A 24,785-nucleotide genomic window follows, 5' to 3' on the forward strand; every position below is an offset into this window, starting at 1 on the left:
GTGGGTTGAGATGACTGCCACGACTCAGGAGAGCACCAGGACGTACGAGGTACGGACCTATGGGTGCCAGATGAACGTCCACGACTCCGAGCGTCTGTCCGGGCTGCTGGAGGACGCGGGATACGTGCGCGCGCCCGAGGGGGAGCCCGCCGACGTCGTCGTGTTCAACACCTGTGCGGTGCGGGAGAACGCCGATAACCGGCTTTACGGGAACCTCGGGCATCTGCGGCCCCGCAAGCTCAGCAATCCGGGCATGCAGATCGCGGTCGGCGGGTGTCTGGCGCAGAAGGACCAGGGCGAGATCGTGCGGCGGGCGCCGTGGGTGGACGTCGTGTTCGGCACGCACAACATCGGGTCGCTGCCGGTGCTGCTGGAGCGGGCCCGCATCGCCGAAGAGGCCCAGGTCGAGATCAAGGAATCCCTGGAGACGTTTCCGTCGACGTTGCCGACCAAGCGCGAGTCGGCTTACGCGGCGTGGGTGGCTATTTCGGTCGGGTGTAACAACACGTGCACGTTCTGCATCGTGCCCGCGTTGCGGGGCAAGGAGAAGGATCGCCGTCCCGGTGACATCCTCAGCGAGATCCGCACCCTGGTCGATCAGGGCGTGCTGGAGATCACCCTGCTCGGGCAGAACGTCAACACCTACGGTGTCGAGTTCGGCGATCGCCTCGCCTTCGGCAAGCTCCTGCGTTCCTGCGGTTCGGTCGACGGGCTCGAGCGGGTCAGGTTCACCTCGCCGCATCCCGCCGCGTTCACCGACGATGTCATCGCCGCCATGGCGCAGACGCCGAATGTCATGCATCAACTGCACATGCCGCTGCAGTCCGGGTCGGACCGGATCCTGAAGGCGATGCGCCGCTCGTACCGGGCTGAGCGCTATCTCGGCATCATCGAACGCGTGCGCGCGGCCATGCCTGACGCCGCGATCTCCACTGACATCATCGTCGGCTTCCCTGGCGAAACCGAGGACGACTTCCAGGGCACCCTCGACGTCGTGCGCGCCGCCCGCTTCGCCAACGCCTTCACCTTCCAGTACTCGATCCGGCCCGGCACGCCCGCTGCGACCATGCCCGACCAGATTCCCAAGGCCGTCGTCCAGGAGCGGTACGAGCGACTGGTCGCCCTTCAGGAAGAGATCGCCTGGGCGGAGAACAAGGGGCAGGTCGGCAAGGTCCTGGAAGTCCTCATCGCGGAGGGCGAAGGCCGCAAGGACGGCGCCACCCACCGCCTCTCCGGCCGCGCCCCCGACAACCGCCTCGTCCACCTGGCCCCCGCTGACGCCCGGCCCGGGGACATGGTCACCGTCGAGGTCACGTACGCGGCGCCGCATCACCTGGTCGCCGACAAGGTGCTTTCGGTACGCCGCACTCGTGCGGGCGACGCCTGGCAGAACCGCCAATCCCAGCCTTCGGGCCCGGCTGCGGTGAATCTCGGCATGCCCAGCATCGGCCGCCCCGCCGCCACGACCGAACCCCTCGCCTGCTCGTAGCCGGACTCCTGCGAGGCCATGCTGCGGGATCGGCCGCGATATCAGCGGACCGCTACCCGCTGTCCCCACCATGACCGAGCAGTACCTCTTCGGGGGCTCCACCGGTTGCTTGACGGAATCGCAACCGTCACTGGCCCGTGATGTCGTGCAGAACCTCGTAGCAATAGTCGCGGCGGATGTCGTGGAAGGTGGCGCAAGGGTCGGGGATTCTTGTGGTTGGTTTGTTTGGCTTTGGTTTTGCTGGCCGGGTTTTCGAGGGTGAGAGGGGCCTGGGGGGCAGGCTGATCTTGCTTTTGGTGGGGTTAGGGGCGGTTGGTGGGGGTTTCAGGGTGGGGAGTGGGAGAGGGCGGGAGCCGAGGAGGCCGCCAGCCAGGGGGCCGAGGTTGGTGAGGGCTTCGGGGAGTGTGGGCAGCGGGCTTATGGGAGGTGGGGTGGAGGTTTGGTGATCGTTTGGGGGAACTGGTCCGCCTGAATGAGGGAGGGCGTTTTGGCTGGGAGTTTGGGCTGTGAAGGGCGTTTGGCTGGGGCCGGAGGTCTCTTCGATGTTGATGGCGAGCCAGACGCCTAATCCGGCGGTGGCGAGGACGGTGGTTGCGCCTGCCGTTGCCAGCAACGTTCGGGGCCAATTCATGCGTGGTGATGAGAAGTCCGGCAATGTCGTAATTTCTCTCGTGATTCCTGCGCTGTTAATACGTTACCGAGAAGCCACACAAGGCCATATTCTTCCGGGCAGGGATGAATGAGGTCCAGGGTGGGGATGGCCCGCTGTCAGGCTGGGTATCCCGCAGCGCGGTGCGCGGACAAAGGACCGGTCAGGTTGTGCGGCGCCGTCGGAATCGAACTATCGCACATCTCAATAATGATGTCCTCACCGTGACAGTTCCTCGTCGAAGACATTCCGCCGTTATGTGGTCACAAGGAACGGATGAATCTGGAGTGTGGTGAGGAAGGTTTCTGCCGTGCTGGTATTCGGTTTCCGCTGTCATCGGTCATGCGTTAGTGTGTTCGAGTCGTAACGCTATGTTGCTGGTGTGGGGAGGGGCTTCAGGTGCGGCTGCGCTACAACTACCGGCTCTACCCCGACGCCTCCCAGCGCCAGGCGTTGGCCCGATTGTTCGGGTGCGTCCGGGTGGTGTGGAATGACGCGCTGGCGATGCGTAAGGCCGCGCGTAAGGCTGGGTTGCCGTGGATCGGTGGCGGGGATCTGCAGAAGATCTGTATCACCGCGGCGAAACGGACACCGGAGCGGGAGTGGCTGGGTGCAGTGTCCGCGGTCCCGCTTCAGCAGTCGCTGCGGGACCTGGACGTGGCGTATCAGAATTTCTTCGACTCGGTCAGTGGGAAGCGTAAGGGTCGGCGGATGGGGTTGCCGGTGTTCAAGTCGCGCCGGGATCGGCGTCAGTCGGCCCGGTTCGCCCGCAACGCGTTCCGCTTGGGCGGTGATGGGACGCTGTATCTGGCCAAGATCGGGAAGGTCGAGGTGCGCTGGTCGCGTGAGCTGCCGGCGGCGCCGTCGTCGGTCACGGTCGTTCAGGATGCGGCGGGCCGCTTTTTCGCGTCGTTTGTGATCGAGGTTGATGATGCCGGGCAGGTGCTGTCCGAGGCGGAGGCTGAGGTCGGGATCGATCTGGGTTTGACTCATTATGCGGTCCTGTCGGACGGCACGAAGATCGCCAATCCGCGGTGGCTGCGCCGCCGAGCCAAGCGGCTGGCCCGGCTGCAGCGGGCGCTGTCACGCAAACGGAAAGGATCGAAGAACCGGGAGAAGGCGCGGATCGCGGTGGCTCGCCAGCATGCCAAGGTGGGCGACGCGCGCCGGGATTTCCTGCACCAGACCAGCACGTCGATCATCCGTGAGAACCAAACGGTGGCGATCGAGGATCTGGCGGTGCGGGGTCTGGCCCGCGGCCGACTGGCCAAATCAGTCAACGACGCGTCCTGGGGCGCGTTCCGTACCCTGCTGGGCGGGAAGGCGGCCCGCTATGGGCGGACGCTGACCACGGTCGACCGGTGGTTTCCCTCCTCCCAGTTGTGCCCGTGCTGCGGCTGGAGGAACGGAAAAGCACCGCTTCAGATGCGGGAGTGGGACTGCCCGTCCTGTGGGGAGCACCACGAGCGCGACCTGGCGGCCGCGCTGAACATTCTGGCCGAGGGCATCCGCCTGCGCGCACAGGCAACGGAGGCATCCCTCGCAGAGGGAAGACAGGACAAGGACATGGTGGCCGCCGGGCTGGCGGACACTCGAAACGACTGTGGAGGGCGGGTAAGACCAGGCGAGGCAATTCCGAACCTGGCACCGCCCGCAACCTACGACGCCCGCGCGGCGTAGCAGAAGCAGTAAGGATCCCACGGCGACGTGGGGAGTTCCGGGCGTTCACGCCGGGGAGGAGGCCAATGGGGCTAGTGTGGTCGCTCATCCACGCGGGTGGCATGGATTTCCCAAGACATCGGCAAGGAGGGTTCGCGGATGCCCCGGTTTGGGCGGCGCAGTGCCTGGTTGGTCGTTGGCCTGAGCGGTCTCGTGTTCGGTGCGGTCGCGTGCGGATCGAGTGGTAGCCGGGTGGCCGGGGATCTGACGGAGGAATCACCGGTTCCGGTCGACTCGTACGTGGTGCCCACGAAGCCGTCCGCCAGCGCTTCCAAAACACGCAAGCCGAGTCCAACGGCCAAGGCGCGGAGAATCTCCAAGCCCGGGTCCGCTGTTGCCGACGCCCGGGGATCTGAGGATAAATCCGGACGTCTCGGCAGTGTTCCCAAACGTTCCGCCACCTCCCCGACCCAACCGGAACGCCGGACGGACGCGGCGCAGCGGTCGCTGGAAGACGAGGCCGTGCGGTTGACCAATGCCGCTCGCCAGCGGGAAGGGTGCAGAGCGTTGCGTACGGAAGAACGGTTGCGCACAGCCGCCCGCGCGCATTCCGCCGACATGGCCGCGCGCCGCTACTTCAGCCACGATTCGCTCGACGGCCGTTCTCCGTGGGACCGGATCAGGGCCACCGGCTACGCCTATCCCGCCGCCGAGAACATCGCCCGAGGTCAGCGCACCCCCCGCGAGGTGGTCGACGCCTGGCTGGACAGCCCCGGTCACCGCGCGAACATCATGAACTGCGACCTCAAAGCCATCGGCATCGGCGTACGGCTCGGCACCGGCGGCCCGTGGTGGACCCAGAACTTCGGCTCCCGCTGATTCGTCCCTGCTGGGCTCCCTAGCCTTGGCGTCGAGGCCTGACGATCGGAGATCGTCGCCGGGATTTGTCCCTGGCCGATTCGCCCGAAACCGCCCCTGACCTGCCCGTTAGATGCCTAAAACATCATTTTTGTGCATCTCTTTCTTGTTCTTGGCTAGTCTGGCGGAACCCTTCGGAAGCCGTTGAGGTTCCCGAGCAGCAGCCAACCCGCAGGGAGTTCCCCCGATGGACGGATCCACGCCAACAGGCAGAACCCGCCCCAAACGACCGCGCTCGCGCGGCAATCCTCGTGCCATCCTGATCGGCGTCGCCCTGGTGGCGGCCGCCGTGGGGGGTGGCGGGGTCGTGTACGCGATGTCCAGTAACGACACTCCTGTCACGCAACCAGCCCCTACCTCTACCACTTCGGAGGACGCCACCGCTCCGCTTGCCGACGATCCCGCGGAAGACCCCGCCGAGTCCGGCGAACCGGACGGGTCCACCGAGCAGGATGCCGATCCGGCCGGTGACGACCCGGGCAACAGCGCCCAGGGCGGCCAGGCCGATCCTCCCGCCCAGAACTCCACCACCAAGAAGGACAAACCAACCGAAACAACCCCCAAGACCCCCGCGACTACGAAGCCCAAGCCCACGACAGGCCCCACTGACAACCCTGACGAAATCGACCGGGGCAGCGGTGCGGGCGCGGTAGAACCCGGAGGCCCGGTCGGCGGCTATTAACCAGCTGCCCCATGGACAAGCCGCCGGCCAGCGACTCACCGCCGCAGCTGTCCAGATCACGACTTTCCTCTTAATACGAGGCATCACCCCGTCGTGTGCCACCCGGTCGGGAAAGGCCATTACCGTCCAGGTTGCACAGGGCAAGATCACGGCGTCGCCGGAGCGAAACCCCGCGCTTCCGGCTACGGACGCCTCGTCGATTCGGCAGGTTTCGTGGGTGAGGGATCGGGGAAGCCCTCGCTCAGAAAGGCCCGTGCGGTGCGGTATTCCGCACGGGCCTCTCTATGTCTCGCGCCGGAATCGCCCGCGCCGAAACTGTCGGTGGCAGGGCGGAGAATGAGGGCATGACTGAGACGGTTGCCTTCGGGAGTGTTCCCACCGAGCTGGGAGACGTGCTGGCCGCAGTCACTCCGGCCGGGGTCGCGGGGATGAACTTCCGGGACTCCAAGCGGGCTCGGGAGCGGTTCGCCGCGCGGTTGGGGTTGCCGATCGTCGAGGATGACGCGCGGGTGAGCCGGGTGCGGGCGGAGCTGGCGGCCTATTTCGCGGGCGAGTTACGGGAGTTCACCGTTGCCGTCGACTGGCGGTTGATGTCGGGGAGCCAGCGCCGGGTGCTCGGGCTGCTGTATGAGTCGGTGCCGTTCGGCAAGGTGGTCACCTACGGCGACCTGGCCGACGAGACGGGCGTGCCCGCCAGGGGGATCGGATCGATCATGGGAAGCAATCCGATTCCGATCATCGTGCCATGCCATCGCGTCGTGGCAGGGGATGGGCTCGGCGGGTTCAGCGGCGGCGACGGCGTGGAGTCCAAGCGCTGGCTGCTCACTCACGAGGGCCAGCTGCCATTGGCGCTGTTCTAAGGACTATCCCGTAAGTCGGGGTAGTCCGGGTTGCGGGTGCGTCTGTCCGGCGTGGTCCCCTTCGCGGAGGTCTCATCCGGGTCGGTGTCCCGTCCTGTCCGGCACTTCGCTGAGCAGAGGCCACCAGGGCGGCTGCCGCGTGATCCCGGCCCGCCGCGATGGCGGGGGAGAGGGATCGGCTGCGGTTGAGTTCAGACAGGGCTTCTTGCAGCCCTTGGATCGTGTAGGTCTCGATGAGCTGGACGGCCCGTGAGTAGTCCACGCGGGCCGTTTCCGGGTGCTCGCCAACCGGACCAGCCTGACCATGTTCCAACTCGACACCCTGTTCGGCATCTCCGACTTGTTCGGTGTTGCTGGCGGCTTTGAGTTCGAGGACGCGGGTGGCGAGGTCGGCGGCGCCGGGGCGGTCGGGTGGTGTGGCACAAAGCGGCCCGCGGCGATGGCTTCGGTGATACTCGGCCGTGCACCGGATTATCACCGACTCCGCGCCCCATCTGGCCGCCCTCCTCGGCTCGCTCCCGACTGATCGGCGTGAACGGATCGGCGCGAACTGTGGGTGGTCGACGGAACGCGCATCCTGGTCCACGACAAGACCCGCACCGCCAAGCCCTTGGGGTGAGCGAAGCCGCGAAAGCGGCCAGGCCGGGCTTAACGTGCCGTTGGGGGTGAAGCGGGGAGCCGCCCGTGGGTTAGGGCGGCTCCAGTGCGGGGGGTTTAGCCGGGCTCGCCGTCGATCTTGTCGGCGGCCCTTCTGGCGGCGTCGGCGCCCTTGTTGATCTGGTCGCGGTATTTGCCGCCCGTGGCCCTGTCGGCTGCGCGTGCGGCGCTGTCGATGCCGTCCATGACCTTGTCCTCGACCTTGTCGCGCATGCCGCCGGACTTGTCGCGCGGGTCCTGCTTCATGCCGTCGGCCCGATCCTTGGCGGAGTCCGCGCCCTGGCGCATCCTGACGTTCTCGCCGGTGGCCTTCGGCTGCGAGGGGGTGTCCCGCATCTTGTCTCCGGCGCCGCCGAAGATCTCCCGTACCTTGTGAAAGAACGACATTGTGTCCCCCGTGTGTGTGACTGGCGCCGTCAGGGCGGGATCAGCCGGGCTGGCCGTCGATCTTGTCGGTGGCCTCCTTGGCCTTTTCGGCGGCGGTGTCGACGTACTTGTCGTACTTGCCGCCGGTCTTCTCCTTGGCGATGTCGGCCGCCTTGTCGACGCTCTTGTCGGCGGCGTCCTCTACCTTGTCGGCGTGGCCGACGAGCTTCTCCTTGACCTTGTCGAAGATCGACATCTTGAAATCCCCCGTTTCGCGGCGCGACGTGGCACCGTACGACTAATTGGTACCCCGGGGCTTGGGACACTTACCGGGTGGGGCAGCTACCAGTGATCGCCGTCGTGGGGCCCACGGCGGCCGGAAAGTCCGATCTGGCCGTCGATTTGGCGTTGCGGCTGGGCGGCGAGGCCATCAACGCGGACTCGATGCAGCTTTACCGAGGAATGGATATCGGCACGGCCAAGCTGACCATCCCCGAACGAAAAGGTGTATTGCATCATTTACTCGACATATGGGACGTTACTCGCACGGCCAGTGTCGCCGAGTACCAGAAGCTGGTCCGCCCGCTGATCGACGACCTGCGCGGCAGGGGCGTGGTTCCGATTCTGGTCGGCGGCTCGGGCCTGTACGTCCGGGCGGCGCTGGACGATCTCGAGTTCCCGGGGACGGACCCCGACATTCGCTCCCGCCTGGAGCGCGAACTGGCCGACTTGGGCCCGTCCGCCCTGTACGCCCGGCTGGCCGAAGCCGATCCGGTCGCCGCCGCCGCGATCCTGCCCACCAACGGCCGCCGCATCGTCCGCGCTCTGGAGGTCATCGAGTTCTCCGGCCGCCCGTTCTCGGCCACGATGCCGTCCTACGACTCGGTCTACCCGAGCGTCCAGATCGGCCTGGAAGTCCCCCGGCCGGAGCTGGACGAGCGGATCGAGCTCCGGGTCGAGCGCATGTGGGCGGCAGGGTTCGTGGACGAAGTCCGTACGCTCAGGGAAGAGGGCCTGGCGGGCGGGCTGACCGCCAGCCGAGCCCTCGGGTATGCCCAGGTGCTGCGGTTTCTGGACGGCGAGTGGTCGGAGGAGGAGGCGCGGGCCGAAACGGTCAGGGCGACCAGGAGGTTCGCGCGCCGGCAGGAGTCCTGGTTCCGCCGGGATCCCCGGGTGCGGTGGCTGCCGTATGACGCGTCTGACCTTGTCGATCAGGCCGCTAGGCTGGCGACATGCGGTTTGTGAAGGGGCATGGGACGGAGAACGACTTCGTCATCCTGCCTGATCCCGAAGGGCGGCTGGACCTGTCCGCGGAGCTGGTCTCCCGGTTGTGCGACCGGCGGGCCGGGATCGGCGGCGACGGCATCCTGCGGGTCGTGCCGTCCACGTTCGTGGCCGAGGCCGAGCGATACGCCGCCCAGGCCGAGTGGTTCATGGACTACCGCAACGCCGACGGCAGCGTGGCCGAGATGTGCGGGAACGGCGTGCGCGTCTTCGCCCGCTACCTCGTCGACGCGGGGCTGGCCACGGCCGGGGAGTTCGGCGTCGCGACCCGGGATGGCGTGAAGCGGGTCAGGCTCGGCATGGCGGGGGACGTGACCGTCGACATGGGCCGGCCCAAGATCCTCGGCGAGAGCCGTACCTGGCTGAACGGGCGGGAGTATCGCGGCCTGAACGTGAACATGGGCAATCCGCACCTGGCCTGCGTGATCGACGACCCGGTCACCGAGCTCGACCTGGACGCCCAGCCACGCTATGACCACGCGGTCTATCCCGATGGCGTCAACATCGAGCTGATCAACCCGGTGGGCGATCACGCCGTCTCCATGCGCGTCTACGAGCGCGGTTCGGGCGAGACCCGTTCCTGCGGCACCGGCGCGGTGGCCACCGCCGTGGCGGCCGCGTACGCCTCCGGTGAGAAGACCGGGGTCTGGAAGGTCCGCGTGCTCGGCGGCACCCTGAAGATCACACTCGACTCCGACACCAGCTACCTCACCGGCCCGGCCGCTCTGGTCGCCTCCGGTGAGTACCACGACATCGCGATTTAGACCTAAAAACCCCGAAGAACGCGGCATTTGGGGGCGTATCCATCTCTTGTGGCGGGTGGGTTCGGCGTTGACGCGCGCGCGTTTGGGACATGGTCGGTGACCTGGCAGACTGACTGCCCATGGACGTGGACATCTGGTCGTGGGTCGGTGGCACCCAGCGGCAACTTCATGAAGCCGGAAACGCCGGTTTGGCGATGGCGCTGGGCGACGTGCCCGCCCAGGCGCTGGAGGGGCGATACGGCCAGCTCGACGTCGTGGCCCCAGCTGTCGCGCAGCAGGCGGAGGAGCTGGAACAGCCGTGGCTGGAGCTCTTCGCGCGATACTGGCATGTGATCGGCCGGGTGGGTGACCGGGCCAACGGCGCCGTCGCCCTCGCGGACGCCAGGGAACTGGCCGAATTCGCCCAGCGATCCGACGTCAGTGACTGCCCGGCCGCCTCGGCCGCCGCGGAGGCGCTGGCGATCACCCTGGCCAACACGGACGGGCCTGGATACGCGGACGAGCGCCTGGCCATCCTGGGCCGCGCGCTCGGCACGGTGGGTCCCGACTCGCTCGCCTTCTCCGGGCTCACCACGCAGTATGTGTCGGCGCTGCTGGACGACGGCAAGCCGGCCGAGGCCGTCACCTACGCCGAGGCGGCCGTGGAGCGGCTGCGCGGCGTGGGCAGGGAGGCCTCCTGGGAGCTGGCCGCGGTGTCCGCCCGGGCGCTGCTGGCGGTCGGCCGCGGTGAGGACGCGCTGGCCGCCCTGCACGCCGCCAACGGGTTCAAGCCCGACGATCCGGTCGCCAAGGCGCGCCGGGAGGGGCTGCTGCACTCCGGCATCCTCACCGAACTGGGGCGGATCGAGCACGCGGTCGAGTCGCTGCCCGACCTGGACGTGGTCGGCGAGCACCCGCGCGAGTGGGTGGAGTGGTCGCAGGTCGTCAGGAAGCTGGCGGCGGGGGCGTCGATCGCCAACAGCTGGCAGCTGGGCCGTGTCATGCGGCAGTGGATGAGCTACTTCGAGACGATGGGCGGGCATCGGGCCCAGGTGGAGCTGGCGCTGACCGCCGGACATCTGGCGATCGCCCGGCAGGGGGCCTGGCAGGCGCGCGAGCTGGCCGATCTGGCCGAGGCCGTGCTGCCCGAGCTGCAGTCCACGGCCGGGCTGCCGGAGCGGATCGCCGAACTGCGCGCGGCGGCCGACGCGGCCCCCGCGGTGCCCCCGCCCGGGCCGCAGGACGAGCTGGTCTCCTACTTCGACGCGGCCGACGGCCGCACCGCGGATCCGGAGCGCTGGGTGGGCTGGCTGTGGCCGCAGTCCGGCAAGGATCTGGAGGCCACGAGGCGGCACACCACGACCCTGGGTTTCCTGGGGTACGCACCGGTGGGGGCCGACATCTACTGGAAGATGATCGTCGTGGACGCCGATCCGGCGAACGCCGAAGAGGAGGACATCGCCTACCTGACCGGTCTGCTGATCGAGGCCGAGCAGGACGATCGGGTGCTGGACCTGGCCTCCCGGCTGAGCTCGCCGGAGTCGCATCTGGCGCTGGCGCGGCTCTACCGGGCCAGGGAGCGGTGGGAGGAGACCTCAGCCGAGGCCGAGCTGGCCGTTCAGGGCGGGGCCGGGCTTGAGGGCCGCCGGCTGTGGTCGGCCGCCGTGCAGCATCTGGGAGACAACGCGGCCGCGGCCGAGATCCTCAAGCCGGTGCTGGCGGAGGGCGCCGAGGGTGAGGAAGAGGACATCTGGCGCGTCATCGTGCTGGCCACCGCCACCGAGGACTGGGCGACCGTGCGCGAGGGCGCGGCCAAGCTGGGCATGCCGCTGCAGTCGGCGGAAGGGCCGATCGAGGAGGAATGGCACCTCATCCGGGCCATCCTGCCGGCGCCTGACGGCAGCCAGCGGGAGGTGCTGGCGGTGCGCACCGGTCCGGCGACCGCGCGCCTGGCGATTCCGCAGCCGCGTGGCATGGAGTACAACGCGGGGGACGTCGTCGTGGTGGACCCGCGACCCTTGGAGCCGATCCCGGACTCCGAGGAGGAGCGCGAGAACTTCGTCATCCCGTTCGCGGGGGTGTCCATTCTCCGGCCGGGTGGTTTCACCAGCTGGTTCTTCGATGGCGCCGCGCCTGGCGAGCACGAGTGGACCGAGTTCAACGAGTTGCTGGCCGAGCGTGGCTGGCCGATGTGGGTCTACAGCGACGACAGCTACAAGGTCACGCATCCGGGCACGGGCGAGCCGCTGCCCGGTGTGTTCGGCTGGATCGCGATTCCGCCGTCGGTCACTCCGGCCGAGCTGGACGCTGTGCTCGACGACGCGACCGAGCAGTGGGTGCATCCGCTGGCCTGGCTGGACCTCTCCCGCGAGGTCGGGGTCGAAGCCGAACGGCACGAGCGGATCGTGAAGGAGTACGGCCTTTAGAACGGGTAGAACGGGGTTCGGTATGGTGGCCGGGTGATTCTGGAGAGATTCCGGCTGGACGGCAAGGTTGTGGTGGTCACGGGGGCTTCCTCCGGGCTTGGGGTCGCGTTCGCGCGCGGCTTCGCCGAGGCGGGCGCGGATGTGGTGATCGGCGCCCGCCGGGTGGAAAGGTTGGCGGATACGCGGCGGCTGGTCGAGGAGACCGGTCGCCGCTGTCTCGCTGTTTCGACTGATGTGGCTGTGGCGGAGGATTGCCAGGCGCTGGTGGACGCGGCCATGGGGGAGTTCGGTCAGGTTGATGTCCTGATCAACAACGCTGGGGTGGGTACGGCGGTGCCTGCCCTGAAGGAGTCGCCCGAGGAGTTCCGGCGGGTGGTGGATGTCAATCTGCACGGCAGTTACTGGATGGCGCAGGCGTGTGCCCGGGTGATGCGGCCGGGGTCCTCGATCGTCAACATCGGCAGCATCCTGGGGGAGACGACGGCCGAACTCCCGCAGGCCGCCTACAGCGCGTCCAAGGCGGCGATCATCGGACTCACCCGAGACCTCGCCCAGCAATGGACCTCCCGCCGGGGAATCCGCGTCAACTGCCTGGAACCCGGCTTCTTCGCCTCCGAAATGACCGACGAGTACCCGGATGGCTACCTAGACCGGATGCTCACGCGAAGGGTCCCCATGGGCCGCCCCGGAGACCCCGCCGAACTGGTGTCAGCAGCCGTCTTCCTCGCATCCGACGCCGGCTCCTACATAACCGGCGCCATCCTCCCAGTCGATGGCGGCATCTTGATCACCTAAGTGCCCCGCCACCTGTACGACATCCGCAGAAGCTTGCCGGATTTCTTCCCACCCACCCAGCCCTTTGTTTACCCGCGGGCTCCGCCCGCCCCCGCCATCGCCGTGGCTGTCGGCCAAACGACAGCCATGGCATCGTGGCTGTCGGCCAAAACGACAACCACGGCGTCGTGGTTATCACGCCCCGCCTTTTGCGACGCTGGCGCTCGACCGCCTCCAGGCGGCTCCAGCGGATGCCCATGCTCGTCCTGACCGGGCCGCGCGGATCAGGTCCTCGTTGACGACGGTGGGGCGTCCGCCGATCCTGCTGCGGACACGGGCTCCAGCACGAAGACGGGGATCACGCGGTTGGCCTTTTCCTGGTATTCGGCGTATGGCGGATACGCGGCGACCGCGCGTTCCCACCACTCGGCCTTCTCGTTCCCGGTGATCTCGCGGGCCTTCATGTCCTGGCGTACGGATCCGTCCTGGAGTGCCACGTGCGGGTCGGACTTGACGTTGAAGTACCAGACCGGGTGGCGTGGGAAGCCGCCCTTCGAGGCGACGGCCGCGTAGCGCCCCTCGTGTTCCACGCGCATCAGCGGGATCTTGCGGATCTTGCCGCTCTTCGCGCCGCGCGTCGTGAGAATGACGACGGGCAGGCCCGTGTCCCAGAGCGTCGTCCCCTGCGTGCCGCCTGAGCTCTCGTACAGCGCGACCTGTTCGCGCACCCACTGCGCCGGACTCGGCTCGTACTCGCCCTCAAGAGGCATCCCGTTCACCTCATCGTCGGATTCGTCCTCACCATACTGCCGGGCGTGCGATGGGCCGCTGGATCCGCGATGAGTTTCCGGATCGGTGGGGGTTGTAGTCCTGACGGAAGTATCGACCCGGAAGGACCGCACTCATGTCCACCAACGAAGAGCAGATCCGCAGCCTGATCGAGCGCTGGGCCGAGGCGGTCCACGGTGGCGACTTGGAAGGGGTTGTCGCCGACCATGCCGAGGACATCGTGATGTTCGATGTGCCGCCGCCGCATGAGGGGGTTCGCGGCATCGAGGCCTACCGGAAGGCGTGGTCGCCGTTCCTCCAGTGGCAGGCGCAAGGGGCCTTGTTCGAGATCGTGTCGCTGGACGTCACCGCTGGTGAGGACGTCGCCTTCGCCCAGGCACTGTTGCGCTGCGGCATGCCTGACGACGACCCGGACCGGCGGCTGCGGCTGACGCTCGGTCTGCGTGAGGAGGACGGCCGGTGGGTGGTCGCTCACGAGCACCACTCGTTCCCGATCATGGATGTGGGTGCGGCCGAGCACGAGGTGCGGCTGGTGCACCAGCGGTGGTTCGAGGCCACCGCGGCCAAGGACCTGGACGACATGATGGCCGCCATCGCCGGTGACGTCGTCTCGTACGAGCATGAGGCGCCACTCCAGTACGAGGGTGTGGCGGAGGTGCGGGAGGTCTGCGCGCGGGGCCTCAACGTGGCCGCCGACGTCAGCTGGGACGTCCCCGACCTGAAGATCCTGGTCAGGGAGGACCTCGCGGTCGCATGGGGGCTCAACCGGGTCCGCGTCGGCCAGGAGTCCGAGAGCTGGTCGCGCGGGACCCGGGTGTTCGAGCGGCGAGGCGGTGCGTGGGTGCTGATCCATCAGCATCTCTCCTTCCCGTTGGACCCGCGCACCGGCGAGGCGAGTACCGGCCTGCGCCCGTGACGCGATCGCCGCGTACCGTCGGGTCGAGAGCCGGGCTTTCCATGAGGGCGGACATATGCAAACGCAGGAAACGCTGCTGGAGGCGGCGCGAGCGGGAGACCCTGTCGCCTTCGAACACCTGGTGGATCCGTATCGGGCCGAGTTGCGCGCACACTGTTACCGCATGCTCGGCTCGGTACACGACGCGGAAGACGTGCTCCAGGAAGCCCTGGTCCGCGCGTGGCGCGGGCTGGCCCGCTTCGACAACCGCGGCTCGGTGCGCCCGTGGCTGTACAAGATCTCCACGAACAGGTGCCTGACGCTGCTCGAACAGCGGCGCCGCCGGGAGTTGCCGACCGACCTCACCCCGGGCACCGCACCGGTGACCGAGACAGTCTGGCTCGAACCGTATCCCGAGAGCCCCGAGGCCCGGTACGTGGCGCGGGAGGGCATCGAGCTGGCCTTCGTCGCCGCGCTGCAACACTTGACGCCCCGCCAGCGTGCGGTCCTGGTGCTCCGGGAGGTTCTGGAGTTCTCCGCGGCCGAGACTGCGGAACTGCTGGACACCACGGTCGCGTCGGTCAACAGCGCGCTGCAGCGGGCCCGCGCTATCGTCGGTGACCGCCTGCCCGAGCGGGGCAGGCCGGTTGACGAGGACGGAGTCCGGAAGCTGGCCGCGCGCTACGCGAGCGCGTGGGAGGTGGGCGATGTCGACGCCATCGTGTCCATGCTGACCGAGGACGCCAAGTACTCCATGCCGCCGCTGCCCGAGTGGTTCGAGGGCCGTGCCGCCATCCGGGCGTTCCTGCTGGATAAGCCGTTGACCCGGCGTTGGCGAATGCTTCCCGCGCGGGCGAACGGGCAACTGGCCTTCGGCACGTACATGTGGGACGCGGACCGGGCGGCATACACGCCGGCGGGGCTGGACGTGCTCACGCTACGCGGTACGAAGATCGCCGAGGTGGTTTCGTTCCTCATCGCGGACTTTTCGCGGTTCGGCCTCCCGAGCAATGTTGTGGACTGATCCCGTCCCGGGGAGACTTCCCGCAGCAGCAACCCGGGCGCCGACCAGTTCGTCGATGTTCATCGGGGCGCGCCATGACCACCCGGCATCAACGAACCAGGTCACAGAACAAGATCACCCCAAGTTCTTCCACGCGTCCACCATCCAGGCGCTCATGCCGCCCATGCCCTTGATCGAAAGTCGTGCCCTCCCTGTGGCCTGCGTGACCCATAAATGATGGATTTATGGGCATTTGCTATACCTAAGTTGGTGATTTCTTGACTTGGGGGTAGCGGTGCGCAAGGCGATCGTCGGGATGATCATGGCGGTTGTCGTGGTGAGTGGGTGCGCGCCGTTGGATGCGGGCATCGGGGTGGACTCGCCCGGCGATCGGGTCAAGCAGAGCGGGGAGGGTGAGGCGACCGGCACCAATCCCCTGGACAATCCGGACGGGACCAAGCCAGGGCTGGCGGCGATCACCTCAGCGGAGGATCGTGCGGCCGCGCGTGAGCTGATCGAGAAGGTCGCCACCAAGGGGCGGGGACCGAAGACCGGCTACGACCGGGATGAGTTCGGGTACGCCTGGGCGGACAACGCGGACGACATTCCGTACGCCCGGAATGGGTGTGACACCCGGAACGACATCCTCCAGCGTGATGGACAAGAGCTGAAATATCGGGATGGGTCGGATTGTGTGGTCGTGGAGATGACGATCTTCGATCCGTACACCGAGAAGACCGTCGAGTGGCTGAAGGCCGACGCGTCCGAGATCCAGATCGATCACATCATGCCGCTGTCCTACGACTGGCAGATGGGCGCGTCCCGCTGGACCGACGCCAAACGCAAGCAGATCAGCAACGATCCGCTCAACCTGCTCGCGGTCGACGGCTCCATGAACTCCTCCAAAGGCGACTCCGGCCCCGCCTCCTGGCTCCCGCCCATCCGCAAGATCCGCTGCTCCTACGCAGTCCGCTTCGCCCAGGTAGCCCTGAAATACGACCTACCCGTCACCGCCCCCGACAAGGCCACGATGCTCGACCAGTGCGCCTGACCAACCCCAACGGATGCCGCGCCACCCTCGTGCTGACCTTCACGACGTGCCCGAGGGCTTCGGCGGCGTTCCATATGGGCTGATTTCCGCTGCGGGGCTTGGGCTGGAGCCGTTGGCCGGGTCTGGGCTTGGGGCCGGTTCCGGGCAGACGGCGCCGGGGTCGTCTGCCACGGCGGGAACAGTGTCGGTGATCTTCACCTCCAGCTGGGCGGTGGACCCCAGCAGGCTGCCGACCGGCGCCTGAGCCTGGTCCGCGTCGACGACCACCTGACGTTCGCCGAGAAGTTCATACGTCGTGGCGTCGAAGATGATCTCCTGGCGGATCCCACGGAACTCGCGCCCGGCGCCGAGCCCGTGCCGTCCGGCGGCGTCCTGCGCGTTCTCGGTCACCGTGACGCCGGGGATGGTCGCGGCGGCCTTGAACAGAGCGGCCCGTTGCGCGGGCGGAACGTAGTTCTCGCGAAGAATGTCCCCTACCGCAGTCCACGCCGCCTGATCCGGTCCGCTCCCGTTCCGCCCTTCGTCATAGAGAAGCGCCCGCATCCCGGCCACGTCATCGGGCCACGTGCTGAGCGAGAAGTAGTCGTATCTGGCCCACAACGGTGCCACGGTGTCGCAATGAGTGAGCTTCATCAAGCTGACCTCGCCGATGTTGTCCCACGCGTAATCGGGAACCGGCCAGCCAGGGTAGGCCTTGGGTTCCAGACGCTCGCTCTGCAGCACGCCCGCCCGGGAACCGTCGGCGGACTGCCAGATGGTCCGATTGTTCCGATAGAGGTATCGGCTCGTCCCGCCGGAACTCACCGCAGTCGCGCTGTACATGACCTGCGAACTGACCTCGATGTACTGATCCGCGCGCGGCCGGAGATCATCGCCGGCGGCCTGCCCGGCAGCCCGCCCAAGCAGCTCCTCGGCGGACATCTTCGCCATCTCCGGCGTGGCCAGAGCCACCGGAACGGCCTCCCGCGCGGGTCCGTCCATGACGGCCACCGCGGTCGCCGCCACACCCACCGCCAGAGCACCCGCGAGCACCAGCCGGTACGGCTTGCGCCGCGTCACCCGCAACCGGGCACGTGCGGCGGTCCTGGCTTCAGGCGCGTAAGGATCGACATCGGGACGGATTTCGGCGACCAGCTCGATTTCATCGTTCATTTGGGAGTCTCCAGGTGGTCTCGGAGTTTGGCGCGGATCCGATGCAGCCGGGAGCGCACCGTGCCGACGGGGATGTTCATCGCCTCGGCCGCCTCCTCGTAGCTGAGGTCGGCCCAGGCGATCATGAGCAGCAGTTCCCGCTGCTGGGCGGAGAGCTTGGCCAGCGCGAGGGCCAGCGCCGGGCGCATGGCCTCGGCGCTGGCCCGTTCCGCGCTGCGCTCCTCCTCGTCCACCGTGGTCTCCCGCGGGGCGCGGGCCATGGCCTTGAGCCTGCGCACCTCCGACCGGCGATGGCCGGCGATGAGGTTGGCGGCGATGCCGTACAACCAGGGGCGGGCGTCGGAGCGGGTCTGGTCGTAGCGGTGGCGTTTGCGGAACGCGATGAGGAATGTCTCCGCGGTGACGTCGTCGGCTTGTTCGCGGTGGAGGCGGCGCGCGGCGTAGTCGTGGATCTCGTCCGCGTGCCGGTCGAACACGATGGCGAACTCGTCGGGGCGTTCGAGCGAGGCGCGGATGAGCGCGGCATCGTCGATTCGGGGCAGCGCGTCCGTGTTCACCACGCGTGCTGTCCGAACATGGGGGGATCCTTCCGTGGGCTTCGCCTCTACTCCGCCGAAGCCCACGAGCGAGTTCCATCCGCGTCAAACGCGTGCGTCCATGCCTCGGCCAGAGCACGCCGCAACGAAAAGCGCCGATCAGCCGGGATGTACACCCCGGTGGGTGTCGCCGGGTGGGCACGCCGCAACGAGAAGATGTCGCCGAGTTCAGATGGCTGCGTGTTCCCTGCCGTGACGAGAACGTGTCAGGCCGGGGGCTTAGGGGGTTGGGGCTGGGCGGGAGCCCCGGATTTCCAGGGAAGCCAGGAGGGCGGTGCTGGCTTCGGTGATGGCGGCGACCGCCTGGTCGAAGGCGGCGGCGTTGTGGGCGGCGGGGGCGCGGAAGCCGGAGATCTTGCGGACGTACTGGAGTGCCGCTGCCCGGATGTCGTCGTCGGTGACCTCGTCCGTGAAGGGCGGACGCAGGGTTTTGATGCTTCTGCACATGGTTCGAGCCTATCTATCGTCCAGATCCGAAGGCTTCCACGCCGAAATCGTGGGCGATCTTCCGCAGGCCCTGGGCGAGCTCGTCGCGGTTGAGGGCGCTGATGCGGTCGGCCGGCCCGGAAACCGACATTCCGGCCACCACGCGGTCTCCGTCCGAGACGGGCACGGCCAGGCAGTGCACGCCCAGCTCTTCCTCACCGAGATCCATCGCGTATCCGCGCTCCCGGACCGTCACCAGTTCGGCGAGCAACCGGTCCACATTGGTGATCGTGTGCTCGGTCCGGCGGGGGAGACCGGTCCGCCCGAAGACGGCCGCCGCGTCCGCTCGGTCCGCCAGGAGAACCTTGCCGACGGCCGTACTGTGCGGTAACACCCGCCGCCCCACCTCGGCGAACATCCGCAACCGCCGCGGCGATGGCACCTGCGCGACATACACCACGAAATCGCCCTCAAGCACCGCCATGTTCGCCGTCTCGCCCGACAATTCCACCATTTTCGTGAGGTACGGCTCCGCCCACCCGCCCACCAGACGCTCGGCCACCTCGCCGATCCGCACCAGCGATCCCCCCAGCGCGTACCGCCGATCCGACTCCTGCCGCACATACCCCCGGGCCAGCAACGTCTGCAGCAACCGGTGAATCGTCCCGTACGGCAGTCTCGTTCTGGCCGCGATCTCCGAAAGGCCCGCTTCGCCGCCCTGATCCGCCAGGGCTTCCAGGATGTCCAGAGTCCGATCGACGCTCTGCACGCTCATCCGCGCACCGCCGTGCCACGCAGCGACGCGTCCAGCACCTGGGCGGTGTGCGCGACCGGGATCGGCTGCTCGCCGCCGCGGCGCATCGCGGCCGTGATCTGCATCGTGCAGCCGGGATTCGCGGAGACCAGCAGCTCGGCGCCGGTCGCGCGGACCCGCTCCGCCTTGCGGTCGCCCAGATCGCGGGCGGCCTCCGGCTGGAACAGGTTGTACGTCCCGGCGGAGCCGCAGCAGATCGACGACTCGGCGACCTCGCGCACGGTGAGGCCGGGAATGCCGTTGAGCAGTTCGCGGGGCTGGGCGCGGATGCCCTGCGCGTGGGCGAGATGGCAGGCGTCGTGGTAGGCGACGGTCACGTTCAGCGGGTGGCGTTTCGCGGCGGGGCCCAGCTCGACGAGGTATTCGGCCAGGTCGCGCACCTTGAGCGCGGCGGCTCTCGCGGCCCATTCGGGTTCGTCGGCGAGGATCTCGGCGTAGTCCTTCATGGTGGAGCCACAACCGGCCGCGTTCACCACGATGGTGTCGACGCCGGCGCGTTCGAAGGTGGCGATGGTGCGTTTGGCGAATTTCCGGGCGTCGTAGCCGGAATGCAGGGAGAGCGCGCCGCAGCAGCCCTGACCTGGGGGAATGATGACGTCGCAGCCTTCCATGGCGAGCACGCGCGCGGTGGCGGCGTTGACGCCGGGGAAGAACTCACCCTGCACGCAGCCGGTGAGCAGGCCGACGGTGGCCCGGTAGGGGCCTCGGGCGGGTACGCGCCTGGGCAGGCGAATACGGCGGGCGGGTGGGGGAGCGAGTTCGGCCATCGCGCCGAGTGACGGGTTCACCCGCGCCAGGAAGGGCCGCAGCTTTCCGGCCAGGCGCATCGGGAGTTTCAGCAGGCGCAGGCGGCGCGGGTACGGGAAGAGGGCGAACACGATGCCGCGGATGGCGCGATCATGCGGGGTCCGGACGTGTTCGCGTTCGACTTCGGCGCGGGTCTGCTCGATCAGGCGGTCGTACTGCACGCCCGAAGGGCACGCGGTCACACAGGCCATACATCCCAGGCAAGCGTCGAAATGCCCAGCCATCTCGGGCGTGATCGGGGTGCCTTCGACGTGCTGCTGCATGAGGTGGATCCTGCCCCGCGGCGAGTCCATCTCCTCGCCCCAGAGCACGTACGTGGGGCAGGTCGGCAGGCAGAACCCGCAGTGCACACAATCCTTGATCAGCTCAGGGTCCATCAGATCCCTCCCACAAAACGCCCCGGAGACAGCCGGCGATCCGGATCGAAGCGCGCTTTGACCCGCTTCATCAGATCAAGGGCACCGATCGTCCCCCACCGATCAACTCCATTGCCCGCCCCGGAAACCACCACAAGCCGCCCCCCGATGCCTTCTACCTGGTCTCGCAGTCGAGCGATGGCGGTCAGGTGGGTTTCATCCGGTACGGCCAGGTGGAGTACGCCACTCGCGGCCGATCCACGCAAGACGTGACCGGACATCGAGGCCGAGGCGACATCGCGGAGCACCGGTCCGATGCTTCCGGGAGGAACCCTGATCTCCATCAGGATTCCGCCGTCAGGGAGGTCTCCCCACCATTCGGGTGGGTTGTCGGTGATCTCCGGCCGAGACAGAAGCCCCAGGGCTGGGTTGTTCCCGCTGGATGCCTCAATGCCGGATATTTCGAGATTGGTCATCGCGTGCTGGATGGCCGCCGCCCGGGACGGCGCCGCCGTGCCTTCGAGGAGGACAGACATAGTGTAACCAGGCGAAACAGCTGACCAGTTCAGCTCGATCGCGGACGGCTCGGCCTGCGAGGCGGCCAGCTGGGTCACCAGCGCGCCGATGAGGGTGGCGTAGTCGGCCGGGGAGTCGTTTTGTTCCGGGGTTGGGTATGTGGCGGTCACCCATTTGCGGGTGGGTGGGAGGGGATGGAGGCGGAAGGCCGCTTCGGTGATGATGCCCAGGGTGCCGTACGAGCCGGTGAAGAGTTTGCCCAGGTCGTAGCCTGCCACGTTCTTGACGACCTTGCCGCCGGAGTGGGCGGTAGTGCCGTCCGCGAGGACCACGGTGATGCCGATGACGAGGTCGCGTGGCGTGCCGTACCGGAATCGGCGAGGGCCGGAGAGGGCGGTGGCGAGCAGGCCGCCGACGGTGGTGCCGGGGACGGGGATGTCCAGGGCGAGTTCCTGGTTCTCGGTGGAAAGCTGCTGATTGAGGGATTCGAAGGTCGTTCCCGCCTGCACGCGGACGACCAGGTCTCCGGCGGCGTGTTCCAGGATCTCGTTCATGCAGCACAGGTCGATGAGCAGGTCGCAGCGTTCGGGCGGCGGCCCCCAGTCCAGCTTGGTGCCCCCGCCCACGGGCGTCACCGCGAGATCATGCTCGGCGGCGGCCCGGAGCAGCGCCGCGACCTCCTCGGTGGACTCCGGCAACGCCACCCATTTCGGCTGAACTCCGGCGACCGCATCGCTGGGATCGGCCGTGCGGATGGTCACCCCGGTCCCGGCCAGCGCGTCATGCGGCATCAGAACAGCTCCGCCTCATACGGATGCGGCTCCTTGCGTACCCTGGGAATCTCGCCACACAGCCGAGGCGTCGGAAACACCTTCCCCGGATTCGACAGATTCCCCACATCGAAAGCACACCGGACGAGCTGCATCGTGTCCAAATCCTCGTCCGTGAACATTCTCGGCATATATCGGGACTTGTCGACGCCGACGCCGTGTTCGCCGGTGATCGAGCCGCCGTACTCTATGCAGAGATCGAGGATGCGCCCGCTCACCAGCTCCGCCCGCTCGCCCTCCCCGGCCACCGCGTCGTCGAACAGCACCAGCGGATGCAGGTTCCCGTCCCCGGCGTGGAACACGTTCGCCACCCGGATCCCGAACTCCTCCTGCAGCCGATCGATCCCCGCCAGCACCTCCGGCAGCGCGGTCCGCGGCACGACCCCATCCTGAACGATGTACGCCGGGCTGATCCGCCCCACCGCCGCGAACGCCGACTTGCGCCCCTTCCAGATGGCCGCCCGCTCCTCCGCCGACGCCGCCACCCGGATCTCGAACGCCCCCGCCTCCCGGCAGATGCGATCGACCTCGGCGAACTGCAGGTCCACCTCGGCCTCCGGCCCGTCCAGCTCGACCACGAGCACGGCCCCGGCTCCCGCCGGATACTCGCACCGCACCGCGGCCTCCGCCGCCTCGATCGCCAGCGCGTCCATCATCTCGATCGCGGCGGGCACGATCCCGGCCCCGATGATCGCCGACACCGCCCGCCCGCCGCCCTCGATCGTGGTGAACGCCGCGAGCATGGTCGTGACGGCCGCGGGCGCCCGCGACAGCCGTACCGTGATCTTGGTGGCGATCCCGAGCGTGCCCTCCGACCCGATGAACGCCCCCAGCAGGTCATATCCGGCGTCCATTTCGGACAGTTCCACGATGTCCCCATCCGGGGTCACCAGCTCGAGCCCCAGCACATGGTTGACCGTGAAGCCGTATTTGAGGCAGTGCGCCCCGCCCGAGTTCTCCGCGACGTTGCCGCCGATGGAGCAGATCTGCTGGCTGGAGGGGTCGGGCGCGTAGTAGTACCCGGCTTCCCTGACCGCCTCGGTGATGGCCAGGTTGGTCACTCCGGGCTCGACCACCGCGCGGCGGTTCGCCAGGTCGATCGAGAGCACGCGCCGCATGCGCGAGGTCACGATCAGCACCCCGTCCGAGCGGGGGAGCGCGCCGCCGGACAGGCCCGTGCCGGAGCCCCGGGCCACGAACGGAACCCGGAACTCCTGGCAGAGCCGTACCACGGCGGCGATCTGCTCGGCCGTCTCCGGCAGCACCACCACACCGGGCGTCGCCCGGTGGTAGGTGAGGCCGTCGCACTCGTAGGTGCGCAGCCGGACCGGATCGGTGATCACGGCCTCGTCCGGCAGCACCTCCCGCAACCGGCCGGCGAGCAAATCCGTCATACCGCCATCTTCGCTCACGTCACGGCATACGGGCATACGCGGGGAGGGTCAGGAACTCGGCGAAGTCATCGTCCAGCGCGACCTCCTTGAACAGGGCCGCGGCCTGGGCGTACCGCTCCTCGTCATATCCCGGCTCGGCGGCGATCTCGGCCAGTTCCTCGGTGATGATCCGCTCGACCAGCTCCTTGGTGACCACCGCGCTGGTGTCCGCGAGCCGGATCTCGCTCCTGATCCACTGCCAGATCTGGGAGCGGGAGATCTCGGCCGTCGCCGCGTCCTCCATCAGGTTGTGGATCGCCACCGCGCCGCTGCCGGCCATCCACGCCGCCAGGTAGCGCAGCGCGACGTCGACGTTGTTGCGCAGCCCGCCCTCGGTGATCTCGCCCGGCGTCTTGGAGACCGCCAGCAGATCGGCCGCGCTCACGCTGACCTCCTCGCGCAGCCGGTCGAGCTGGTTCGGCCGCTCGCCCAGCACCGAGTCGAACACCTCGCGGCAGATCGGCACCAGATCGGGATGCGCCACCCAAGAACCGTCGAAACCGTCCCCGGACTCCCGCGTCTTGTCGGCCCGGACCTTCTCCAGCGCGACCTTGTTCACCTCGGGATCCCGGCGGGACGGGATGAACGCCGCCATCCCCCCGATGGCGTGCGCGCCGCGCTTGTGGCAGGTCCGCACCAGCAACTCGGTGTACGCGCGCATGAACGGCGCCGTCATCGTCACCGCGTTCCGCTCGGGCAGCAGGAACTCCCGCCCCCGGGTACGGAACTTTTTGATCACGCTGAACAGGTAGTCCCAGCGCCCGGCGTTGAGCCCGGCGGAGTGGTCGCGGAGCTCGTAGAGGATCTCCTCCATCTCGAACGCCGCCGGATAGGTCTCGATCAGCACGGTCGCCCGGATCGTCCCCTGAGGAATGCCCAGCAGCTCCTGCGCCCGGACGAAGACGTCGTTCCAGAGCCGCGCCTCCAGATGGGATTCCATCTTCGGCAGGTAGAAGTAGGGGCCCTTACCCTTGTCGATCTGCCGCTGCGCGCAGTGGAAGAAGTAGAGCCCGAAGTCGAACAGCGATCCCGACACCGGCTTGCCGTCCACGGTGATGTGCTTCTCGGTGAGGTGCCAGCCCCGCGGCCGGACCACGACCGTGGCCAGCTCGGCGTCGTCCTTCAGCGCGTACGACTTCCCGCCGCTGCTGAAGTCGATCGTGCGATCCAGCGCGTCCCGCAGGTTGAGCTGGCCGTTGACGGCGTTGTCCCAGGTGGGGGAGTTGGCGTCCTCGAAGTCGGCGAGCCACACCTGGGCGCCCGAGTTGAGCGCGTTGATGGTCATCTTGCGGTCCACCGGACCGGTGATCTCGACCCGCCGGTCCTCAAGACCCGGCGCGGGCGGCGCCACTCGCCAGTCGCCCGCCCGGATCTCCGCCGTCTCCGGCAGGAAGTCCAGCGTGCCCCCGGCGGACAGTTCGGCCTGCTTCACCTGCCGCGCGTCGAGCAGCTCCAGGCGGCGGGCGTCGAACTCGCGCTGCAGGGTGGCGACGAAGGCGAGGGCCTCCGGCGTGAGGATCTCGTCGAACCGCTCCAGCATCGGCCCTTTAATCTCCACGGACGACATCCTTTCCATAATATGGAAAAAGTCTTCTATCACGTGGAATCGA

23 protein-coding genes are annotated in these 24,785 nt (G+C 68.0%); 12 read left to right on the forward strand and 11 right to left on the reverse strand.

From position 1 onward, the window contains the following. The first annotated feature begins 10 nt into the window (after positions 1 to 10). The 5 genes from miaB to Amac_RS44935 all read left to right on the forward strand — a co-directional run bounded on the left by miaB (position 11) and on the right by Amac_RS44935 (position 6,257). Positions 11 to 1,489, forward strand: coding sequence for a tRNA (N6-isopentenyl adenosine(37)-C2)-methylthiotransferase MiaB (miaB, locus tag Amac_RS44915; protein ID WP_155360567.1), 1,479 nt, complete (start codon positions 11 to 13; stop codon positions 1,487 to 1,489). 1,048 nt (positions 1,490 to 2,537) lie between these two features. Then, a complete protein-coding gene (locus Amac_RS44920; RefSeq protein ID WP_155360568.1) occupies positions 2,538 to 3,818 on the forward strand; it encodes an RNA-guided endonuclease InsQ/TnpB family protein in 1,281 nt (426 codons plus the stop codon). Between the two features lie 138 nt (positions 3,819 to 3,956). Next, on the forward strand, positions 3,957 to 4,676 hold the full coding sequence (locus Amac_RS57580; RefSeq protein WP_155360569.1) for a CAP domain-containing protein: 720 nt from the start codon (positions 3,957 to 3,959) through the stop codon (positions 4,674 to 4,676). Positions 4,677 to 4,902: 226 nt separating this feature from the next. Continuing rightward, on the forward strand, positions 4,903 to 5,397 hold the full coding sequence (locus Amac_RS44930; protein ID WP_155360570.1) for a hypothetical protein: 495 nt from the start codon (positions 4,903 to 4,905) through the stop codon (positions 5,395 to 5,397). 344 nt (positions 5,398 to 5,741) lie between these two features. Beyond that, positions 5,742 to 6,257, forward strand: coding sequence for a methylated-DNA--[protein]-cysteine S-methyltransferase (locus Amac_RS44935; protein ID WP_155360571.1), 516 nt, complete (start codon positions 5,742 to 5,744; stop codon positions 6,255 to 6,257). A gap of 714 nt (positions 6,258 to 6,971) precedes the next feature. Here Amac_RS44935 and Amac_RS55630 read toward each other — a convergent pair. Continuing rightward, a complete protein-coding gene (locus tag Amac_RS55630) occupies positions 6,972 to 7,301 on the reverse strand; it encodes an Rv0909 family putative TA system antitoxin (protein ID WP_218041668.1) in 330 nt (109 codons plus the stop codon). 40 nt (positions 7,302 to 7,341) lie between these two features. Then, complete coding sequence (locus Amac_RS44945) at positions 7,342 to 7,536, reverse strand: antitoxin (protein WP_155360572.1); 195 nt, start codon at positions 7,534 to 7,536, stop codon at positions 7,342 to 7,344. 77 nt (positions 7,537 to 7,613) lie between these two features. Between Amac_RS44945 and miaA the strand changes: the two genes are divergently transcribed. From miaA to Amac_RS44965, 4 genes are all read left to right on the forward strand, one after another. Continuing rightward, the gene (gene miaA, locus Amac_RS44950) at positions 7,614 to 8,525 is read left to right on the forward strand and encodes a tRNA (adenosine(37)-N6)-dimethylallyltransferase MiaA (RefSeq protein WP_155360573.1); all 912 of its coding nucleotides are present in this window, start codon (positions 7,614 to 7,616) and stop codon (positions 8,523 to 8,525) included. Further along, positions 8,513 to 9,328: a diaminopimelate epimerase gene (gene dapF, locus Amac_RS44955; RefSeq protein ID WP_155360574.1), complete on the forward strand. Its 816-nt coding sequence runs from the start codon at positions 8,513 to 8,515 to the stop codon at positions 9,326 to 9,328. Before miaA ends, dapF begins: the two co-directional genes overlap by 13 nt. A gap of 119 nt (positions 9,329 to 9,447) precedes the next feature. Beyond that, positions 9,448 to 11,733, forward strand: coding sequence for a tetratricopeptide repeat protein (locus tag Amac_RS44960; RefSeq protein ID WP_155360575.1), 2,286 nt, complete (start codon positions 9,448 to 9,450; stop codon positions 11,731 to 11,733). 33 nt (positions 11,734 to 11,766) lie between these two features. Next, positions 11,767 to 12,528 carry an SDR family NAD(P)-dependent oxidoreductase gene (locus tag Amac_RS44965; protein WP_246269106.1) on the forward strand — a complete coding sequence of 254 codons (762 nt, stop codon included), beginning with the start codon at positions 11,767 to 11,769 and terminating at the stop codon, positions 12,526 to 12,528. Between the two features lie 263 nt (positions 12,529 to 12,791). On the opposite strand, the gene Amac_RS44970 is transcribed toward Amac_RS44965, so the two are convergent. Then, positions 12,792 to 13,277 carry a nitroreductase family deazaflavin-dependent oxidoreductase gene (locus Amac_RS44970; RefSeq protein ID WP_155360576.1) on the reverse strand — a complete coding sequence of 162 codons (486 nt, stop codon included), beginning with the start codon at positions 13,275 to 13,277 and terminating at the stop codon, positions 12,792 to 12,794. Between the two features lie 134 nt (positions 13,278 to 13,411). Here Amac_RS44970 and Amac_RS44975 point away from each other — a divergent pair, with 134 nt between their 5' ends. The 3 genes from Amac_RS44975 to Amac_RS44985 all read left to right on the forward strand — a co-directional run bounded on the left by Amac_RS44975 (position 13,412) and on the right by Amac_RS44985 (position 16,245). Then, positions 13,412 to 14,212 carry a YybH family protein gene (locus Amac_RS44975; protein WP_155360577.1) on the forward strand — a complete coding sequence of 267 codons (801 nt, stop codon included), beginning with the start codon at positions 13,412 to 13,414 and terminating at the stop codon, positions 14,210 to 14,212. 55 nt (positions 14,213 to 14,267) lie between these two features. Continuing rightward, positions 14,268 to 15,215 carry a sigma-70 family RNA polymerase sigma factor gene (locus Amac_RS44980; protein WP_155360578.1) on the forward strand — a complete coding sequence of 316 codons (948 nt, stop codon included), beginning with the start codon at positions 14,268 to 14,270 and terminating at the stop codon, positions 15,213 to 15,215. 274 nt (positions 15,216 to 15,489) lie between these two features. Further along, positions 15,490 to 16,245: an HNH endonuclease family protein gene (locus tag Amac_RS44985; protein ID WP_246269107.1), complete on the forward strand. Its 756-nt coding sequence runs from the start codon at positions 15,490 to 15,492 to the stop codon at positions 16,243 to 16,245. 39 nt (positions 16,246 to 16,284) lie between these two features. On the opposite strand, the gene Amac_RS44990 is transcribed toward Amac_RS44985, so the two are convergent. The 8 genes from Amac_RS44990 to aceB form a co-directional block, all read right to left on the reverse strand. Next, entirely contained in the window at positions 16,285 to 17,397 is a 1,113-nt protein-coding gene (locus Amac_RS44990) for a CU044_5270 family protein (protein WP_155360579.1), read from the reverse strand. Further along, positions 17,394 to 17,954, reverse strand: coding sequence for an RNA polymerase sigma factor (locus Amac_RS44995; protein ID WP_218041669.1), 561 nt, complete (start codon positions 17,952 to 17,954; stop codon positions 17,394 to 17,396). Before Amac_RS44995 ends, Amac_RS44990 begins: the two co-directional genes overlap by 4 nt. A gap of 258 nt (positions 17,955 to 18,212) precedes the next feature. Then, a complete protein-coding gene (locus tag Amac_RS45000) occupies positions 18,213 to 18,440 on the reverse strand; it encodes a DUF2277 family protein (RefSeq protein WP_155351989.1) in 228 nt (75 codons plus the stop codon). 13 nt (positions 18,441 to 18,453) lie between these two features. After that, the gene (locus Amac_RS45005; protein WP_155360581.1) at positions 18,454 to 19,194 is read right to left on the reverse strand and encodes an IclR family transcriptional regulator; all 741 of its coding nucleotides are present in this window, start codon (positions 19,192 to 19,194) and stop codon (positions 18,454 to 18,456) included. After that, complete coding sequence (locus tag Amac_RS45010; RefSeq protein ID WP_155360582.1) at positions 19,191 to 20,417, reverse strand: (Fe-S)-binding protein; 1,227 nt, start codon at positions 20,415 to 20,417, stop codon at positions 19,191 to 19,193. Before Amac_RS45010 ends, Amac_RS45005 begins: the two co-directional genes overlap by 4 nt. Next, positions 20,417 to 21,703, reverse strand: a complete 1,287-nt coding sequence (locus Amac_RS45015; RefSeq protein ID WP_155360583.1) for an FAD-binding oxidoreductase — start codon at positions 21,701 to 21,703, stop codon at positions 20,417 to 20,419. The genes Amac_RS45010 and Amac_RS45015 overlap by 1 nt, the downstream gene beginning before the upstream one ends. Further along, positions 21,703 to 23,136 carry an FAD-linked oxidase C-terminal domain-containing protein gene (locus tag Amac_RS45020; RefSeq protein WP_155360584.1) on the reverse strand — a complete coding sequence of 478 codons (1,434 nt, stop codon included), beginning with the start codon at positions 23,134 to 23,136 and terminating at the stop codon, positions 21,703 to 21,705. Before Amac_RS45020 ends, Amac_RS45015 begins: the two co-directional genes overlap by 1 nt. Positions 23,137 to 23,155: 19 nt before the next feature. After that, positions 23,156 to 24,742 carry a malate synthase A gene (aceB, locus tag Amac_RS45025; RefSeq protein ID WP_373869943.1) on the reverse strand — a complete coding sequence of 529 codons (1,587 nt, stop codon included), beginning with the start codon at positions 24,740 to 24,742 and terminating at the stop codon, positions 23,156 to 23,158. Positions 24,743 to 24,785: the final 43 nt, after the last annotated feature.

Origin of the sequence: Acrocarpospora macrocephala, assembly GCF_009687865.1 — a bacterium.
GTDB classification, from domain to species: Bacteria; Actinomycetota; Actinomycetes; order Streptosporangiales; family Streptosporangiaceae; genus Acrocarpospora; species Acrocarpospora macrocephala.

Excerpts from the sequence above, each read along its gene's own strand:
- Amac_RS45000 (WP_155351989.1), bottom strand. The coding sequence starts at position 18,440 with ATGTGCAGAAGCATCAAAACCCTGCGTCCGCCCTTCACGGACGAGGTC.
- miaB (WP_155360567.1), top strand. The coding sequence starts at position 11 with ATGACTGCCACGACTCAGGAGAGCACCAGGACGTACGAGGTACGGACC.
- Amac_RS44990 (WP_155360579.1), bottom strand. The coding sequence starts at position 17,397 with ATGAACGATGAAATCGAGCTGGTCGCCGAAATCCGTCCCGATGTCGAT.
- dapF (WP_155360574.1), top strand. The coding sequence starts at position 8,513 with ATGCGGTTTGTGAAGGGGCATGGGACGGAGAACGACTTCGTCATCCTG.
- Amac_RS57580 (WP_155360569.1), top strand. The coding sequence starts at position 3,957 with ATGCCCCGGTTTGGGCGGCGCAGTGCCTGGTTGGTCGTTGGCCTGAGC.
- Amac_RS44930 (WP_155360570.1), top strand. The coding sequence starts at position 4,903 with ATGGACGGATCCACGCCAACAGGCAGAACCCGCCCCAAACGACCGCGC.
- Amac_RS44970 (WP_155360576.1), bottom strand. The coding sequence starts at position 13,277 with ATGCCTCTTGAGGGCGAGTACGAGCCGAGTCCGGCGCAGTGGGTGCGC.
- Amac_RS45010 (WP_155360582.1), bottom strand. The coding sequence starts at position 20,417 with ATGGACCCTGAGCTGATCAAGGATTGTGTGCACTGCGGGTTCTGCCTG.
- Amac_RS44960 (WP_155360575.1), top strand. The coding sequence starts at position 9,448 with ATGGACGTGGACATCTGGTCGTGGGTCGGTGGCACCCAGCGGCAACTT.
- Amac_RS45020 (WP_155360584.1), bottom strand. The coding sequence starts at position 23,136 with ATGACGGATTTGCTCGCCGGCCGGTTGCGGGAGGTGCTGCCGGACGAG.
- Amac_RS44980 (WP_155360578.1), top strand. The coding sequence starts at position 14,268 with ATGCAAACGCAGGAAACGCTGCTGGAGGCGGCGCGAGCGGGAGACCCT.
- Amac_RS44975 (WP_155360577.1), top strand. The coding sequence starts at position 13,412 with ATGTCCACCAACGAAGAGCAGATCCGCAGCCTGATCGAGCGCTGGGCC.
- Amac_RS44935 (WP_155360571.1), top strand. The coding sequence starts at position 5,742 with ATGACTGAGACGGTTGCCTTCGGGAGTGTTCCCACCGAGCTGGGAGAC.
- Amac_RS44945 (WP_155360572.1), bottom strand. The coding sequence starts at position 7,536 with ATGTCGATCTTCGACAAGGTCAAGGAGAAGCTCGTCGGCCACGCCGAC.
- Amac_RS45005 (WP_155360581.1), bottom strand. The coding sequence starts at position 19,194 with ATGAGCGTGCAGAGCGTCGATCGGACTCTGGACATCCTGGAAGCCCTG.
- aceB (WP_373869943.1), bottom strand. The coding sequence starts at position 24,742 with ATGTCGTCCGTGGAGATTAAAGGGCCGATGCTGGAGCGGTTCGACGAG.
- Amac_RS55630 (WP_218041668.1), bottom strand. The coding sequence starts at position 7,301 with ATGTCGTTCTTTCACAAGGTACGGGAGATCTTCGGCGGCGCCGGAGAC.
- Amac_RS45015 (WP_155360583.1), bottom strand. The coding sequence starts at position 21,703 with ATGCCGCATGACGCGCTGGCCGGGACCGGGGTGACCATCCGCACGGCC.